Below are 17,027 nucleotides of genomic sequence, written 5' to 3'. Positions count from 1 at the left end.
GGGTGCGATCTTGTCCGTCAATGCATTAAGATTTATCCGTTTGGGTGTCGCCATCGCTTTGGTCGCGTCCTTGGCTGGTTGCGCCTCTGGTCCGCGCGTGGGTGCGATGACGGCGCCTCTGGACCCCCAGCATATCGTGCAGACGGCGTCTCCCTTGCACGCGGCGGTGCAGGTCGGTGATGTGACGGGTGGTGACAAGAACAACCGCGAGTGGGGCTCTTCCGTCGACAACGCCGCGTTCAAACAGTCGCTGGAACAGTCCCTGGCATTGCAGGCCGTGATTGCTCCCGGCAACTCCGCCAAGTATGTCATCAGCGCGAACCTGATCGCGCTGGACGTGCCGTGGGCTGGCTTCGATGCCACCGTGACGTCCAAGGTGCATTACCAGATGACGCGGCTGGACGACAAGAGCGTGGCCTTGGACAAGACCGTCGAGACCCCTTACACCGCGAATTTCTCCGATGCGTTGCTGGGTGTCGAACGGGCCCGTATCGCGAAAGAGGGCGCGGTGCGCGAGAACATCAAGGCCTTCATCGCCGTGCTGGCGGAGACTTTCCAGGGTGGTGCGTCTCAGGTCGGCGCCACTCACTAAGGGCCCAATAGCGGCTGGGGATGAAGGCCGGGTGGCGCTTTCTGGCGCCGCCCGGCCTTTTCCATGTCCACGTTTCGCGGTCCACGTTCCGCCGTGAGGGCGCCTCAATTCCTAAATTTTCATGACAGATGGCTGGGTTCACCATCGGCGCGCATCTAATGGCGGAAGGTTAGATGGGCGGATCAATGTTGAAATCAGCAAAGCCAATCACGAACGAACGGGCGCGCTGGCTGGCCGTCAACGTCGTGCCGCATGAGCCGGCGTTGCGGTCCTGGCTGAAGGGCAAGGCGTCGCTGCGGTTCGACGTCGACGACGTGGTGCAGGAGACCTACGCCATCCTGGCGACCAAGGCGTCGGTCGACACCATCAACGATCCCAAGACCTATGCGTTCCAGGTGGCCTATTCCGTCATCCTGCAGCAGCTGCGCCACTCCCGCGTGGTGCCCATCACCGCCGTTGCCGACATCGGCACCTTGGAAACGGTGATGGACGAGCCGTCGCCGGAAGACACCGTGCTGGCACGCTTTGAACTGGAACAGGTGCAACGGGCCATCGATGCCCTGCCGCGCAAGACCCGCGCCGCCTTCGTCATGCGCCGGGTCGAGGGCCTGTCGCAGCAGGAAATCGCCCGGCGCATGAACCTTTCCGAACACACCATCCAGAAGCACGTCGCCCGGGGCATCAAGCTGCTGCTGGCCCAGTTCAGCCGGGACGGCGGACAGACGGTACAGGCGACGCCGAAGAAAAAGACAGGGTTGGAAGAGCGTGATCACGCACAGGCCAAGCGCAAAGTCCATTGACGAGGCGGCGGCCCGCTGGGTCGCGCGCCTGGATGGTGACGCGCTGACAGCGGATGAGGAGGCCGCCCTGGCGGCGTGGCTGGAGAGCGATACCCGCTGTGTCGGGGCGCTGGCGCGCGCCCAGGCCTATTTCATCAGCCCGCGCCTGGAACTGGCCATGCGCGTCCTGCGCCGCCCGCCGGCGCCGTCGGTGGCCAAATGGGGACCGCTGCCCCGGCGGGCCTTTCTGGCGGGCGCCGCCGCGTCGGCGCTGGGGGCGGCCGTCGTCATCCGCCGGCCGCCCCCGGCCCCGGGGCGCCGCTACGTCTCCGAGGTGGGGGAGGTGCGGCGGATACCGTTGCCCGACGGCTCCCAGGTCACGCTGAACACCGACAGCGTGCTGGAGGTGACCTATAGCGAGCAGTGTCGGCTGGTCCGTCTGCTGCGCGGCGAAGCCTATTTCGAAGTCGCCAAGAACCCGGATCGGCCGTTCGTCGTCCAGGGTCCCAAGGCGCAAGCCCGTGCCGTGGGCACCGCCTACGCCGTGCGCCTGGCGGATGAGGGCGGCGGCATGCGGGTGCAGGTGACCAGCGGCCGGGTGGCGGTGGAGTTGCCGCCGCCGGCCCCGCCGGCCACGGCCTGGCAGGCGCTGGAACGGCTATGGACACCGTCCACCGCCACCAACGGCACCCACGTCACCGCCAACCAGGAGGCGGAGGTGCGCATTGGCCACGGCGCGGCCGGGGCCGAGGAGGTGCAGGTCTCCCTGCGCGATGTGCCGTCGGGCGCGCTCGGGCGCAGCCTGATGTGGCGGGAAGGCCTGCTGTCCTTCGAAGGCGTCACCTTGGCGGAAGCGGCGGCCGAGTTCGCCCGCTATTCCCGGCAGAAGATCACTGTCAAAGGCGGGCCGGCGCAGGAACGCATTTCCGGCCTGTTCGCCGCCACCGATCCGGCGGGCTTCGCCCGCGCCATTGCCCAGGGCCTGCGCATCAAGGTCAAGCGGGAAGGGGACGTCATCACCCTTTATAAATAAGAGAAAGCGCAATAACTGGCGCACATGGAAAGTTTCAATACCAGCGTCACGCAGTTCAAACATCGGATTTGCCAAATATAAAACTTTCGTGACGGATGGCTTGGTTCGCCATCGAAAATAATCTAAGGGGCGTGAGGGCGGTGAATGCCCCGCACAAGCCAGTCACCACACTGATATTGGTTGGGGAGTCAGTGAGAATGTTCAGGCATTTGCGTCCGGCACTGCTTTGCGGTGCGGCGTCCATCGTCATCGCCCTCAGCGTGCCGGCTGGCGCGCAGACCCGCAGCTTTGACCTGCCGGCCCAGCCGGCGGTCAGCGCCATCCCGATGTTCGCCAAACAGGCCGGCATCCAGATCGTGGCGCCGGCGGGCCAGCTGGCGGGCATCACCACCCAGGCCATCCATGGCGAGTTGGAGCGTCACAAGGCCCTGGCCACGCTGTTGCAGGGGACGCCGCTGACGGTGTCGTCCGATGATGGCGCGGTGGTGGTCCTGCAGCTGGCGCAACCGGCCAAGGCGCCGGTCGCCGGCACCAAGCCGCAAGTCCATGCCGACGACGACACTCTGGAGGAGGTGGTGGTCAACGGCTTCCATGAAAGTCTGGCACAGGCCCGGGTCCTCAAGCGCGACGCCGTCGGATCGGAGGAGGTGATTGTCGCAGAGGACATCGCGGCGTTTCCCGACTTGAACCTGGCGGAATCGCTGCAGCGCGTGCCCGGCGTGACCATCAACCGCGATTCCGGCGAGGGCCGGCAGATCACCCTGCGCGGCCTGGGCCCGGATTTCACCCGCACCCAGCTGAATGGCATGGAGGTGTTGGGCAACACGGCCTCGGGCATGGACAACCGCGGCGGCGTCAGCCGCACCCGCAGCTTCGACTACAGCCTGTTCGCCTCGGAACTGTTCAACAAGGTCACCATCCAGAAATCTTACGCCAGCGAGCAGGATGAGGGCGGCATCGGCGGCACGGTGCAATTGAACACCGCGAAGCCCTTCGACTATGACGGGTTCAAGGCCGTGTTCTCCCTGAAGGGGCAGGACAACAGCAACACCGACGGGGTGACCCCGCGCCTGGTGGGCCTGATCTCCGACCGCTGGGGCGATTTCGGCGCCCTGGTGTCGGTGGCCTACAGCACCAACGACAGCAATGAGTTCGGCTACCGCAATTGGGGCTGGAACCAGATCAAGGTCAGTCCCGCCAACATTGGCGCGGGCGTCAGCGCGGCGGACGCCGCCAAGATGCAGTCCGGCACCATCTACGCCCCCCAGGCCGACACCTATTCCACCTGGTTCGATCACCGCACCCGCCTGGGCAGCACGATGGCCCTGCAGTATGAGCCGGAGAATGGCCTGAAGCTGGGTTTCGACGCCCTGTACAGCCGCCTGACCAATGACCGCGACAACTACGCCATGGCGGCGGGCGGCAGCAACGCCCTGACCGGCAACGTCTCGGGCACGCAGCTGTTGCAGTCGGCCGTCATTCAAGGCAACACGCTGGTGGCGGCCCGCTATACCGGCGTGGACATGCGCAACGAATACAACACCGAAACCGACAGCACCGATTTCTACCAGACGGTGCTGCATGGGTCCGACCAGCTGACCGACCGGCTGCTGGTCAAGGGCATGGCGGGCTATTCCCGCTCCGACTATGAGTTGCCCTATTTCGACAAGGTGTTCCTGGAGGCCAAGAACAAGGGCATCAGCTTTGATGACCGCTCCAGAATGCCGGTCAACACCTACGATTTCGATCCCACCGACCCGGCGCAGTGGAACCTGATGCGCCTGGATACCCAGGCCAGCAAGATCGTCAACTCCTACAAGACCGGCAAGCTGGACGTCGAATACGCGCTGTCGGAGGCGTCGACCATCAAGACCGGCTTCGAATACAAGAAATTCGATGATGAGGGCGCGCAGTACAACAACAAGGTCTTCTACAACGTGCCGACCGACAGGGCGGTACCGGCGGAGTCCAAATACCTTGTCCCCTATGACACGCTGGCGCCCTATATCGTCGGCGACGTGAACGGCATCTACAAGTATATCGGCCAGACGCGCGACATCATGACGGCGGCCTTCCTGTCGCCCGGGTCCGATTATCACGTGACCGAAGAGACGATGGGCGGCTACGTCCAGTACGACCTGGACACCACCGTTTGGGATCGCCGGCTGAAGGCCAATGCCGGCCTGCGCTACTACTCCACCGACCTGACCTCCGCCGGCTCGATCAATTCCGGCGGCAAGCTGACGGCGGTGTCGGTGCCGCACACCTACAGCGGCGTCCTGCCGTCGGCCAACGTGGCGTACTTCGTGGAGCCCGACCTGGTGGCGCGCGTCAGCGCCAATCGCAACATCAGCCGGCCGGCCCTGTCGGACCTGGCCGCCGCGGGCACCATCACCACCGCCCCCTTTGGCGGCAGCCTGACCATCGGCAACCCCAACCTGAAGCCCTTCACCGCCGACGCGGTGGAAGGCTCGCTGGAATATTACGACGGCAAGGTCGGCTTCGTGTCGGTCGGCGCCTTCTACAAGAAGCTGAACTCCTTCATCAGCTCCACCACGGTGGTGGAGCCCTATTCGGCCACTGGCTACCCGCTGTCCTTCCTGCTGCCGGGGCAGACCGGGTCCATCCCCTACAACGTGTCGCAGCCGGTGAACGTCAGCGGCGCCAGCATCACTGGCGTGGAGGTGGCGGCCCAGCGCGACTTCGACTTCCTGCCGGAACCCTTCAACCATCTGGGCATGCTGGCCAACGGCACCTTCGCCGATGGCAGTTCGCCCGCCATCATCGGCGGCAAGACGGTGGAGCTGCCGCTGGTCAACCTGTCGCGCTTCTCGGCCAACGCCACGCTCTACTACGAAACCGACACCTGGGGCGTGCGCATTTCCGAGGCCTATCGCGGTCAGTATCTGAACAGCATCGGCAGCAACGGCAATATCGGCGAGGGGTATGAGCCGACCAACAACGTCGACTTCTCCGCCCACTACAACGTCACCCCGCATATCAAGGTGACGCTGGAAGGCCTGAACCTGACGGACGAGCACATCGTGCAGTTCACCGACCTGGCCGCCCATCGCATCGAGGTCAACACCTCCAGCGGGCGGACCTTCCTCTGGGGCATGACCTGTGAGTTCTGACCTATAAAAGGGGGGCGCTAGGGTTCGGGGAAGGGCGTGGGCGGGGCACCGCCGGCGCCCTTCTTTGCACCTTGCCGGGGTGCCATCCGCCCGGCACAGTGACGCCATGACCGACACTTTCTCCCCCCTGCATCTGAGGCTGGAAGACGACGGCATCGCCGTCGCCACGCTGGAGGCGCCCGGCCGCGCCAACCTGCTGGACGATGCCCTGATCGCCGCCCTGGACGAACTGGCCGAAGTGCTGGAGACCCGTGAGGAGGTGCGCGGCCTTATCATCACCTCCGCCAAGGGTCATTTCCTGCTGGGGCGGGAGCCGCTGGGCCTGCTGGCCCTGGCCGATGCCGCCCCCGGCCTGTCCGATGACGCGCTGTTGGCCGCGATCGCCCCCTACGGCGACGCCCTGCGCCGACTGGAGGGGACGGCCAAGCCCATCGCCGCCGCGCTCACCGGATCCGCCCTGGGGCCGGGGCTGGAGTTGGCGCTGGCCTGCGGTTACCGGGTGGCCTGCGATCACCCCGCCGCCCGATTCGGCTTTCCCGACCAGCGCCTGGGCCTGATGCCCATGGCCGGCGGCACCCAGCGCCTGCCCCGCCTATTGGGGTGGGTCGGCGCGCACGACCTGCTGTCGGGCGGGCATATGGTGACGGCGGCGGCGGCCCTGGAATTGAAGCTGGTGAACGAGGTGGTGCCGGCCTCCCACGTGCGCTCAGCCGCCCTTGCCTGGGTCCGCCGCCACCTGGCTGACGGGAAGGAGCCGCCGTTCATTGTCGCCCACAAGCGCAAGCCCGTGGCGGTGATCTCCTCCACCATGGCGATCGAGACGGCGGTCGGCCAGGGCTTGGCCCTGTCGCTGGATGAGGGCCTGGGCCTGGAACGGGCGGTTGCCGCCGGTCTCCTGCGTCGGGGGGAGGTCGCGGCCCTGGTGCGTACCCTGGTGGTGGCGAAGGGGGCGGCGGACAAGGCCGCCTGGCGGCCGGCGTTGCCCACGGCCGAACTGGCGCGGGTGGCCGTGCTGGGTCGGGGGCCCATGGCTGATTCCGTGGCCCTGGCGGCGCGCCGCGCCGGCTTGGACGTGCATGCCGTGGCCGATGCCGAGGGACTGGACGAGTTGGCGCCGGCGCTGCTGGGCGAGCGCAAGATCGAGATCCTGTTTGACGCCACCCGCGAGGACCTCGCGGCCAAGCACGCGCTGCTGGCGCGGGCGGAAGCCGTGCTGGGTGATGATGCCTTGCTGGCGCTGACGGGTCCCAGGCTCAGCGTTGCCGCGGTGGGGCGGGGCCTGTCCTGGCCGGACCGCCTGGTGGGCCTGTCCCTGCCGCCGGACGGCGGCGTCGCCGAGATTGTGGCCGGGCCGAAGACGTCGGCGCCCGCCCTGGCCATCGCCGTGGACGCCGCCCGCCGCCTGGGCCGCACCCCCTTCAAGGTGGGGGATGGCGAGGGGCGCTACCTCGCCCGGCTGACCGCCGCCTATCTGCGAGCGGCCCTGGAGCTTGGCCCCCTGGTGGCGCCCGCCGACACCGATGCCGCCGCCCGTGCCGCTGGACTGGCCGAAGGGCCCTGGGCGTTGGCCCGCCGGTTGGGCTATGCCGCCGTGACCGATCTGGTGGGGGAGGATGGGGCGGGCGCCGTGCTGGCCACCCTGAAGCGCCCGGCGACGGAGTCGGTCCCGCTTGACCCACCACAGGCCGATGCCGGCCCGCGCCTGCTGGCGGCCGTACGCACGGCCGTGGTGCAGGCTCTGGCCGAGGGGCTGGTGAACGAGACGGCGTCAGCCGACCTCATGGCCGTGCTGGGCTTCGGCTGGCCCGCCGCCAGCGGCGGCCCGCTGGGTAGCTTCGCCCGTCGTTGACGCGAAATGACGAAGGGCCGGGCGACTGTGCCGCCCGGCCCCTCAGTTGACGCCTTGAGCCTGTGGTCAGGCGGCGCGGCGGCGGCTGTAGCCGAAGTAGACGAAGAAGCCAAAGACCATCCAGATGATCAGCCGCAGCCAGGTGTCGCCCGGCAGGCCATACATGAGGTAGCCGCAGACCAGCACGCCCAAGGGGCAGACCAGCCAGAACAGCGGCGTCTTGAACGGCCGCGGCGTGTCGGGCTGGGTGATGCGCAGGATCAGGACGCACCCGCAGACGATGGCGAAGGCCAGCAGCGTGCCGATGGAGACCAACTCGCCCAGGATGTCGATGGGGAACAGGCCGGCCAGGACGGCGGCGCAGACCCCGGTCACAACCGTGGCGACGTGGGGGGTGCGGAACTTGGGATGCACCTTGCCCAGGGGCGAGGGCAGCAGCTTGTCACGCGACATGGCGAACAGCACGCGCGACTGGCCCAGCATCATGACCAGCATCACCGTGGTCAGCCCGGCGACGGCGCCGATGTCCACCGGCAGGGCCAGCCAATGCAGTTGCTGCACCGCCTCGATGGCGACAACGACGGGGTGGGCGACGTTCAAGTCGGCGTAGGGCACCAAGCCGGTCAGAACCAGCGACATCAGGATGTACAGCACGGTGCAGAAAATCAGCGAGCCCAGGATGCCGATGGGCATGTCGCGCTGCGGCCGCACCGCCTCCTGCGCGGTGGTGGAGACGGCGTCAAAGCCGATATAGGCGAAGAAAATCACGCCCGCACCGCGCAGCACGCCGCTCCAGCCATAGTGGGAGCCCTTGTCGTCCACTACCTCGGGCGGGATCAGGGGCGACCAATGCGCGGGGACGACATAGAACAGGCCGAAGCCGATGACCAGGAACACCACCAGCAGCTTCAGCAGCACGATGAAGCCGTTAACGCGGGCGGAGTTACGGATGCCCAGATACAGCAGCACGGTGATGACGCCCACCAGCACCACGGCCGGCAGGTTCAGCAAGGCGCCGGTGGTTTCGAAATGGAAGCCATTCTTCACCGTCAGCGGTGCGGAGGTCAAAGCCGGGGGGATGACCAGCCCCACCTGTTTCAGCAGGTTGACGAAGTACCCGGACCAGCCGACAGCCACGGTTCCCGAAGCGAACAGATATTCCAGCGCCAAATCCCAGCCGATGATCCAGGCCAGAAACTGGCCCACCGTGACATAGGCATAGGTGTAGGCGCTGCCGGCGACCGGCACCATGGCCGCGAACTCGGCGTAGCATAGGCCGGCGAACAGGCAGGCCGTGGCCGCCAGCACGAAGGACAGGACGATGCCGGGACCGGCATACTGGGCGGCGGCGGAACCGGTCAGGACGAAAATACCGGCGCCGACGATGGCGCCGATACCGAGCGCCGTCAGATTCCAGGCATTCAGACTGCGCGCCAGGGTGGGTTGGCCTTCATCGCCGTCGCCGTCGGCGCGGGCCTGATCAATACTCTTCTTCGTCCAAAGGCTCAAAACCACCTCTCCCGTTTCTCTACCCAACCGGCGAACGGGCGCTGTCGCGCCCAGGTGCCGCCAGTGTGATGTGATGCCCCGCGTATTGCTTGAATGTCGATGTACCTGCTGGCGGGGGCGCTGTCACCTTAAACGGCGGCCAAAAATGTTGATGGGTTAAGCTTTTCCGCGGATCGCCTTGTTTGGGCGGATTTATGCGTTTCAGCGCGGGCGCTCGCGGCGGTGCCCAACCTAATCTGAAGAGGTAGTCATTTCGTATAGAAAGGCCTGACCAAGGGATGGGATCGGTTCCGAAACAATTCCCTTTGATTGACACCCGCCCCTACGTCGCCGGAAGATCCGGCCAACGCTCGTACCGGGCGCGCTTTCCAATTTTCCGATCTGAACGGTGCCGGGCATAGCTTACGGTGTGCCGGTGGCGCTGACCCTATGCGAATGCGTGCTTCAATAGGTTTGGGAAGGCCTGGGTGCGCCTGATACCATCCCTAGTCGGATTCGCTCCGGCCCCGCCTTCTGGAGTTCCCCCCTTGTCGCGTGGCGATGCAAGCAACCCGTGGAAAAAGCAGCCCGACAAGGGGCAGCTGTACACCCGTATCATCGGCGATATCCGGCAGCTGGAACAATCCGTGGCGGCCTTGCAGCGCACCTGCCAGATGGTGGCGCGCACCAAGGAGCTGAACGCTTTCCGCAAGCTGTGGGTGGAGGTGGGGGATACCTTGTCCTTTATCACCGTGCTGGCGTCGCGTGGCGAAAGCCTGGATGAGACCAAGCGCCCGGCCACGCTGATCCGTCTGGCGCAGCTGCGCCAAACGGTGACGGAACTGCACATCCGCTCGGTGGAGCCGGTGTTGCAGGCCATCGTGGACCGGGATGAGCCGATGGGCCTGGGAACGGGCTACGTCATGGAAAAATGGGTGTCCCATTTGGATGTGACCGGGCAGGAGGTGGCGCAAGCCGTGGCTGACCTGGAGCGCCTGCATCATGATGCCCAGCGCGCGGCGGACTTGGCGGACGCGGCCCCGCCGGGGGAGGCGGCGGCGCCGTTGCTGAAGCGCGACGCGGTGGAGGCGGCTTATGAGACGGCGGTGGCCGGGTATGGCCGGCTGACAGGCGCCATCGCCCGGTCGCGGGTGCTGGCGCTGCACATCGTGCAATCGGCGCCGGCCTTACGCGATTTCTCCAATGATCGCCAGGAACAGACGGTACGGGCCTATCTGCGCGGGCCAGGCGACGCCGGCGCCCCGGCGGCGCCGGGGGCGGGGGCCGCGTCCGGCACGCTGTACCTGACCCGCAGGGAGGGTAAGCTGTACGTCGACCCGGAACTGTCGTCGGACGCCGTCAAGTCGCTGCGCGGCGGCGGCATCATGGATGACCTGTCCCGGCGCGTCGATCTGCCGCGCCATAAGCTGACCACCCTGCTGGCCGGCCGCGACGGTATCAATTTCACGTTCCTGTCCAAGTTGAAAAGCGGGGTGGAGGGCATCACAGGCCCCAACGGCGTGAAAGTCGAGGTTATGCAGGTTTGATGCGCGAGACGTGGCAAGGGCGGAGCGGACCAAACGTGGGTTGCCACCGCCGCTTGGCTCTGTCCCTATGTCCGCCATGACCGTACCCGAGACCGATGACGAGCGCCGGCCGCCACAAGACGCCCCCGCCTGCGCCACCGACGCAGCCACGGCCGTTCTGGACGGCAACCCGCTGGAACTGGACCGGCAGCTGTGCTTCGCCCTGTACCAGGCGACCAACCGCATCACCCGCGCCTACCGTCCGCTGTTGGACGCCCTGGGCCTGACCTATCCGCAGTACCTGGCGCTGATGGTGCTGTGGGAGGGCGCGCCCCTGACGGTGGGGGATCTGGGCGGGCGCCTGGATCTTGATTCCGGTACCCTGACGCCGTTGCTGAAGCGGATGGAGGCGGCGGGCCTGGTGGCGCGCCGGCGGGATCCGGCGGATGAACGACGGGTGCTGGTCGACCTCACGCCCGCTGCCTGGACGTTGCGGGAAAAGGCCCTGGCCATACCCGGCGCCATGTTGTGCCGCTTTCCGATGGAGATCGCGGAGGTGGCGGATCTGCGTGACCGCATTCGCCGGCTGTCGGCGGCCCTGGGACAGGGGTGACGTCGATCAGCGCTGGGGCACCAACTTGATCTCGAACAGCTTGGGCCAGCGCTTGCCGGTGACGAACAGCCGGTCACCCTTGGCGTCGTAGGCGATACCGTTCAGCACGTTGTCGATGTTCTCCACCCGGCCCGAGAGGGCGGCCAGGGGCGTGAGGTCGATCCAGCCGGTGACGGCGCCGGTGGCGGGGTTGATGCGGGCGATCAGGTTGGTTTGCCAGATATTGGCCAGGACCTCCCCCTTCACGAATTCAAGCTCATTCAGGTTGCGGATGGGGTAGCCGTTGTCGGTGACGGTCACACGCCCCGTCTCCGCCAAGGTCTCAGGGTCCAGGAAACGCAGCTCCGGCGTGCCGTCGCTCATGATCAGGCGGTGACCGTCCTGGGTCAGGGCCCAGCCTTCGCCCCGGTAGCGGAACTCCTTGCGCGCCTTGAAATCGCCGAGGCCATAGACGAATCCCACCTCCGTCCGGTAGGTCAGCTGTACCAGCCGATCCTTCCAGTTGACGATGCCTTCGCCGAAATACTGGGGCGCCAACTCCCGGCTTTGGACCACTTGACCGGTGGCGAGATCGACCTTGCGCACCGTGGAATGCCGTTCCAGGCCCGTGCTCTCATACAGGAAGCCGTCCAGGTAGAAGAGGCCTTCGGTGAAGGCCTGGCTGTCGTGCGGATATGTCTTCACGACCTCGACGCCGTATTTCTGTGGCGCTTGCTGTGGCGCCTGCTGGGCGTGGGCCGCCGGGCCGACCAGGAGAAGGGCCAGGATCAGGGCGCGAAGGCGGGCGAAAGGCATGGCGGTCGGGCTCGTACGGGAAAGGAAACGGCCAAAGGGGGAACGGCCCATGCACGGGGCCGGGAGGCGGGGATCGGCGCCTATGATTCCGCCGGACGGTCGGGTGCGGTGGCCTCCGCCAATGGATCGGGCGGATCGTCCGACGGCGTTTGCCCCTCGGCCGGGCCGTCGGGTTTCAGGCCATTGCCGCTGACCTCCACGCCCCATTCCTCCACCAAAGCCTGGCGCTCCTCCGCCAATTCACGGATGAGGGCCTGGTCGCGGGCGACGGACCAGCCGGCCACCAGCGGCGGAATGCCGAAGTAGAGCAGCCAACCGCCAGCGGCGGCGGAATACATGACCAACCAGGTCACCGGTTGCACCAGCAGGCCGGCGGCGTAGTCCATGGTATGCCCATGCTGCCAGAGCTGGATGCAGAAGGGCATGACACCGCAGATGTTCAGCGCGCCGACGGTGACGGCCGCCGGCTTGTCCGGGTCACGATCGACGATCCAGGCGACGATGGTCGGCACCATGCCGATGATGGTCAGCACCGACGTGGGCATGACAAGCGCGCCCAAAGGCAGCAACAGCACGGCCGCGGCCAGCAGACCGCCATAAGAGCGGCGTCGGGGGGAGGAGGCGCTGTTCATGACACCACCCTGGCTCACTTCAGGCCCGCCATCAAGGTAACGATCAAGGCCAGGCCCGCCAGCGAGATGCCGCTGGCCACCATGGCGGCCACGCGCTTGCCGCGTGAGGCCGCCACTTCGCTGCGGTCGCCCAGCGCTTCCTCGATCTTGTTGATGCGGGCTGTCAGGCTCTCATGACGGCGCATGGCGTCCAGGAAGCCATGATGATCCTGGGTCAGGGCCTTGGGATCGTCGACGATGCTCAGCAGGGCGTCCAGCACACCCTCGCGTGCCGCCTTCTGCGCCGCCGTCCGCACCTCCTCCCGCTTGCGCAGGTTGCGGAAGCGCTTGAACGACGGATCGAGAATGCTGGTCATCCACAGGGCGAGGCCAGGCACCTTGGGCGGCCCCGCCCGGCGCTGGGTGTCCGCCAGGATGGCCAGGACGCCCACGGGCCGCCGGGCCGATTCCGCCGCCAACGTGGCCAACACCCGCTCGTTCAGCTTGGGATTCCGGGTGGCGATGAAGGCGGCGACGTGACGGTCCATGGGGTCGCGGCCGGAGGTGGCGCCCGCGCCGGCGGCATCCAGCGCCGCCATCAGATCGCCCAGGGTCAGCGGGTACCAGTCCGCCACCGCCGGGCTGAGGCAGGGCGCCACTTGGTTCAGGCCATAGAGCGCGCGTTCGATGCCGAATCCGGGGCTGGTGTTTTCCAGCACGGCGCGCACGGCGTCGAACTGCTGGATCATCACCACCTGTTCGGCCTTGTACTCCGCTTGCACGCTGATCCAGAAGGCGGGTAGCTGGCCCACGATCATCTCCGCCAGCGCCTGCCCGCCTTCGCCGGAGGCCATGGCCTCCGCCAGCGCCGTGCCGAAGCCGTCGGGCATGATGGCCCGGCCCTTATAGCGCAGGGGGCCGGGGGGATCGAGGGCGGTGCAGACGCGGGCCACCAGCCGCTCCTCCACGTTGGAGGCGCGACCGCCAGAGGTGGCGCTGCGCACGGCGTTGACCACGGCCTCCGCCTTGGCCTCGTCATTCAGCGTGCGCCGCAGCCAACGCTCCAGTTCCCCCCGCTCGATCACCTGGGCGGCGGCGACCGGCGCCTTGGAAAAGGCCCAGGCGGCGCCGCGCACGTGCCAGATCTCCTTGCCCTGGAATTCCAGCGGCCGGGGCGCGCGCTTGGGCAACTGCGCCTGCTTGGGACTGAGGCGCCGCCCCTGCATCCACATGTCCAGGTCGTTCAGGGTCCAGCGCTGACGGGCATCGTCGGTGATCAGGCCGCGCAGCGGCTCCACCAGCGACTGGGGGATGCGGCTGCCGGAGGTCAGCGCCGAGTAGCTGCCCTTGTCCATCCGCGCCTGCAACAGCGTCTGCTCATCCATCCCCCGGCCCGGCGCGCGGCCCAGATAGAGTGACAGCAGCGTGACGCCCAGGGCGTACAGGTCGTCGGCGATGGTGCCATTGCCCCGGCCGGCGCGATCCGCCAGCGCCCGGTCCAGCGGTTCGAACACCAGGGGCTGGGCATAGCCCGGCGGCAGGCTGACACAGTCGCCCAACACCACCGCCGCGGCGGCCGATTCGCGGATGAACAGGTTGGTGGGGTTCAGGGCGCCACAGCTGAGGCTGCGCTGGGCGATGTCGCGCAGCACGCCGGTTAGCTGCGGCAACACCACCCGCACCAGGGCGTCATCCGCGACTCCCTCAATGACATCGTCCAGCCGTTCCATGATGCGGCGGCCGGAGGGGCGCTCGAACACGCAGACGAATCGGCGCCGGTGTTCCGGCGTCCAATCGACGACGCCCCAGTCCATGAGATGCAATAAATTGTTATTGTCGATGGCGCGAAAGCTGCTCATCGCTTCGATACGGGGCGGAACGGGCTTGTCGCAGATGATCGCGAACAGTTCCGTCTTCTTCTCCCGCGCGCGATGGCAGAGATAGGCCCTGCCACCGGCCGTGTCAAAGGCGGGCAAGGGGGCCGTGGGCTGGATCTCCGCCCGCCCGCCCAGGTCAACGGGCCCCAGGTCGGGAACCGGGAACTCTCTATTTGCCGCCGCCATCATATCCCATCCGGGTCGCCCCATTCGCTCCACCAGCCCCTGGCCATTCCCATGGCCGCGGAGATGGGCAGGCCCACGGCTGCGATCATGCCCGATCCGGGGTACCGCGAACAAGCCAGCCGCCCGGAATAGACAATCGGATCCAAGCGGTTGCCGAAGGCGCCGGCCCTCCCGGTTTTACGACGCGTTCGCAGATGCATTGCGGTGGATCAAATTTCTTGGGGCCCGCGTGGCCCATGATGCATGGCGTATACGATCTCCCCGCAACATCGTTTCCCAAACCAATTGCGCCCTTTGCTTTTTTGGTAGGGCACCCGCAAAGTTGACGTTGAGCCGTTGTGGCCTATCACAATCATGAATGGTTTTTTTGATGCCGCCTTCAAGCGATGCCTCTTCCGGCGATGTGCCGGCCCTGCCCGGCAAGGCCGTGGCCGCGGTTGAGCACCGCTGGATGCCGCTGGTGCTGCTGGTCAGCTTGGCCGGCCTGGCGTTCGCCGGCTTGTTCGCCGCCGGCCTCGGACGGGAGGCCGGCATGGGCGTGCCCCTGGTCATGGGACTGGGGGCGATCGGCGTCGTCGCGGGGTTGACCCTGGCCGCCTTGGTGCACGGCCGCGTGCGCCGGCATGAGATCATGCGCAGCCTGGTGCGGCAGCGTACGCGGGAGCTGGAAGAGGCGCGGGTGCTGGCGGAGGAACAGGCGGCGGTCCTGGCCATGGCCAACCGCGACCTGCGGGTGGCCGCCCGCGTGATCGAGCACAGCGTCGACGGGATCATGGTGACCGACGCCGACAACCGCATCGTCCTGGTCAACCGCGCCTTCACCGATATCTCCGGCTACACCGAGGCGGAGGTCCTGGGCCACGACCCGGGCCTGCTGAATTCCGGCCGGCAAGGACCGGAATTTTACCGCGTCCTCTGGCGGGCGTTGCGGGATGAGGGCAGCTGGAGCGGGGAGATCTGGAACCGGCGCAAGGACGGCACCGTCTATCCGGAATGGCTGCGCATCACCCTGCTGCGGGATGAGAATGGGGACGTGACCCACCATATCGCCGTCTTCAGCGACCTGACCGAGAAGAAGGAGGCGGAGGAGCGTAGCCGCCACCTGGCTTTCCATGACCCCCTGACCGGCCTCGCCAACCGCGCCTTGCTGATCGGCCGCATGCGCCTGGCCCTGTCCGCCAGCCGGCGCACGGGCGAGGCGGTGGCCTTGCTGTTGCTGGACTTGGACCATTTCAAACTGCTGAACGACACCCGTGGCCACCCGGTGGGTGACGCGGCCATCGTCGCCGCCGGCGAACGCATCCGCCGCACGGTGCGTCCGGGCGACACCGTGGCCCGCCTGGGCGGGGATGAGTTCGCCGTCATCCTGGGGGGGGCCTCACTGGCAAACGGCGATGGGCGCGGCGGCGCCCTGGGCGCCGTGGCCCACATCGCCGACCGTCTGGTGGCGGCGTTCCAGCAGCCCCTGATGCTGGAGGGGGTGAACGGTACCGCCGGCGGCGGCGAGGTGCGCCTGGCCTGTTCCGTGGGCGTGGCCGTGGCGCCGGCCGATGGCGACACATGGGAAACGCTGCTTCGCCATGCCGACGTGGCGCTGTATGCCGCCAAGCACGCCGGCCGCGACCGCTATCACTTCTTCACGCCGGAGATCGGCGATCGGGTGCGCGACCGCACCTGGATCGAGGAAGGTCTGCGTGTCTCCTTGGGGGTGGGCGGGGACGATCTGGTCGATGGTTTCACCCTGGTCTATCAACCGCAATACCGCCCCGGCGCCGACGGCACGGGCGGCGCGCTGATGGGGGCGGAGGCCTTGCTGCGCTGGAACCATCCGGAGGATTTGAGCCCGGTTTCGCCCGCACGCTTCATCCCCGTGGCGGAGGAAACGGGCCTGATCGTTCCCCTGGGTGACTGGGTGTTCCGGACCGCCTGCCGCACGGCCCGCAAGGTGCGGGATCGGGGGGTGAGCGGCTTCAAGATGGCGGTCAACCTGTCGGCGGTGCAACTGCGGGACAAGGGCTGCGGCGACCGCCTGCGCCGCATCCTGGAGGAGGAGGGCTGCACCCCGGCCGATATCGCGCTGGAGATCACGGAAAGCGCCCTGATGGGCGATGCCGAGGGCAACCTGCAGGCGGTGCACGACCTGCGCGCCAGCGGCTTCCGCTTCGCCATCGACGATTTTGGTACCGGCTATTCCTCGCTGGCCTACCTGCGCAAATTCGCCGCCGCGTATGTGAAGATCGACAAATCCTTCGTCGACGGCCTGCCCGATGACGACGCCAGCCGGCAGATCGTGGCCGCCGTCATCGCCATGTCCCATCATCTGGGCCTGGAAACCATCGCCGAGGGCATCGAAACCCAGGCCCAATTGGACTGTCTGCGCGAGTTGGGCTGCGACTTCATCCAGGGCTATCTGCTGGGCCGGCCCATGCCGGAGGCGCAGCTGATGGCCTTGATGGCGCCGGAAATCGTGTCCGCGGAAATCGCGACCAAGCAGGTGGTGGTGTCCGGGAACTGATTTTCCCTGGCAGCGCCCGGCCTCCAAGG

At 67.1% G+C, this 17,027-nt stretch carries 12 protein-coding genes; 8 read left to right on the top strand and 4 right to left on the bottom strand.

Going from position 1 to position 17,027, the window contains the following annotated elements:
* Positions 1–10: 10 nt before the first annotated feature.
* The 5 genes from FHS74_RS09325 to FHS74_RS30930 all read left to right on the top strand — a co-directional run bounded on the left by FHS74_RS09325 (position 11) and on the right by FHS74_RS30930 (position 7,387).
* Positions 11–592: a putative periplasmic lipoprotein gene (locus FHS74_RS09325; protein WP_184799713.1), complete on the top strand. Its 582-nt coding sequence runs from the start codon at positions 11–13 to the stop codon at positions 590–592.
* Between the two features lie 185 nt (positions 593–777).
* A complete protein-coding gene (locus FHS74_RS09320) occupies positions 778–1,392 on the top strand; it encodes an RNA polymerase sigma factor (RefSeq protein WP_184799711.1) in 615 nt (204 codons plus the stop codon).
* Complete coding sequence (locus FHS74_RS09315; protein ID WP_184799709.1) at positions 1,358–2,404, top strand: FecR domain-containing protein; 1,047 nt, start codon at positions 1,358–1,360, stop codon at positions 2,402–2,404. The genes FHS74_RS09320 and FHS74_RS09315 overlap by 35 nt, the downstream gene beginning before the upstream one ends.
* A gap of 197 nt (positions 2,405–2,601) precedes the next feature.
* Positions 2,602–5,538: a TonB-dependent receptor gene (locus tag FHS74_RS09310; protein ID WP_246463013.1), complete on the top strand. Its 2,937-nt coding sequence runs from the start codon at positions 2,602–2,604 to the stop codon at positions 5,536–5,538.
* A 106-nt stretch (positions 5,539–5,644) separates the two neighbouring features.
* Entirely contained in the window at positions 5,645–7,387 is a 1,743-nt protein-coding gene (locus FHS74_RS30930; protein WP_184799708.1) for an enoyl-CoA hydratase-related protein, read from the top strand.
* 66 nt (positions 7,388–7,453) lie between these two features.
* Here the strand turns inward: FHS74_RS30930 and FHS74_RS09300 are convergent, their stop codons facing one another.
* Positions 7,454–8,902 (bottom strand): amino acid permease, encoded by a 1,449-nt coding sequence (locus FHS74_RS09300; RefSeq protein ID WP_343066893.1) that lies wholly within the window; start codon positions 8,900–8,902, stop codon positions 7,454–7,456.
* 521 nt (positions 8,903–9,423) lie between these two features.
* On the opposite strand from FHS74_RS09300, the gene FHS74_RS09295 reads away from it, so the two are divergent.
* Together FHS74_RS09295 and FHS74_RS09290 are read left to right on the top strand one after the other, a co-directional pair.
* Positions 9,424–10,422: a hypothetical protein gene (locus tag FHS74_RS09295; RefSeq protein WP_184799706.1), complete on the top strand. Its 999-nt coding sequence runs from the start codon at positions 9,424–9,426 to the stop codon at positions 10,420–10,422.
* 76 nt (positions 10,423–10,498) lie between these two features.
* Positions 10,499–11,014, top strand: coding sequence for a MarR family winged helix-turn-helix transcriptional regulator (locus FHS74_RS09290; protein WP_184799703.1), 516 nt, complete (start codon positions 10,499–10,501; stop codon positions 11,012–11,014).
* 6 nt (positions 11,015–11,020) lie between these two features.
* Here FHS74_RS09290 and FHS74_RS09285 read toward each other — a convergent pair whose 3' ends face one another.
* The 3 genes from FHS74_RS09285 to FHS74_RS09275 all read right to left on the bottom strand — a co-directional run bounded on the left by FHS74_RS09285 (position 11,021) and on the right by FHS74_RS09275 (position 14,486).
* On the bottom strand, positions 11,021–11,809 hold the full coding sequence (locus FHS74_RS09285) for a glutaminyl-peptide cyclotransferase (protein WP_184799701.1): 789 nt from the start codon (positions 11,807–11,809) through the stop codon (positions 11,021–11,023).
* A gap of 80 nt (positions 11,810–11,889) precedes the next feature.
* Complete coding sequence (locus FHS74_RS09280; protein ID WP_184799699.1) at positions 11,890–12,441, bottom strand: hypothetical protein; 552 nt, start codon at positions 12,439–12,441, stop codon at positions 11,890–11,892.
* A 14-nt stretch (positions 12,442–12,455) separates the two neighbouring features.
* Entirely contained in the window at positions 12,456–14,486 is a 2,031-nt protein-coding gene (locus FHS74_RS09275; protein WP_246463012.1) for a serine/threonine-protein kinase, read from the bottom strand.
* A 367-nt stretch (positions 14,487–14,853) separates the two neighbouring features.
* Here FHS74_RS09275 and FHS74_RS09270 point away from each other — a divergent pair, with 367 nt between their 5' ends.
* Positions 14,854–16,998 (top strand): putative bifunctional diguanylate cyclase/phosphodiesterase, encoded by a 2,145-nt coding sequence (locus tag FHS74_RS09270; RefSeq protein WP_184799695.1) that lies wholly within the window; start codon positions 14,854–14,856, stop codon positions 16,996–16,998.
* Positions 16,999–17,027: the final 29 nt, after the last annotated feature.

Origin of the sequence: Nitrospirillum iridis (genome assembly GCF_014205765.1) — a bacterium.
GTDB classification, from domain to species: Bacteria; Pseudomonadota; Alphaproteobacteria; order Azospirillales; family Azospirillaceae; genus Nitrospirillum; species Nitrospirillum iridis.
The sequence above is the reverse complement of the archived record's forward strand: the minus strand, read 5'-3'. Positions and strand labels throughout refer to the sequence as shown.

Coding starts and splice junctions, on each gene's coding strand:
- FHS74_RS09280 (WP_184799699.1), bottom strand. CDS start 12,441: ATGAACAGCGCCTCCTCCCCCCGACGCCGCTCTTATGGCGGTCTGCTG.
- FHS74_RS09290 (WP_184799703.1), top strand. CDS start 10,499: ATGACCGTACCCGAGACCGATGACGAGCGCCGGCCGCCACAAGACGCC.
- FHS74_RS09310 (WP_246463013.1), top strand. CDS start 2,602: ATGTTCAGGCATTTGCGTCCGGCACTGCTTTGCGGTGCGGCGTCCATC.
- FHS74_RS09285 (WP_184799701.1), bottom strand. CDS start 11,809: ATGCCTTTCGCCCGCCTTCGCGCCCTGATCCTGGCCCTTCTCCTGGTC.
- FHS74_RS09320 (WP_184799711.1), top strand. CDS start 778: ATGTTGAAATCAGCAAAGCCAATCACGAACGAACGGGCGCGCTGGCTG.
- FHS74_RS09270 (WP_184799695.1), top strand. CDS start 14,854: ATGCCGCCTTCAAGCGATGCCTCTTCCGGCGATGTGCCGGCCCTGCCC.
- FHS74_RS30930 (WP_184799708.1), top strand. CDS start 5,645: ATGACCGACACTTTCTCCCCCCTGCATCTGAGGCTGGAAGACGACGGC.
- FHS74_RS09275 (WP_246463012.1), bottom strand. CDS start 14,486: ATGATGGCGGCGGCAAATAGAGAGTTCCCGGTTCCCGACCTGGGGCCC.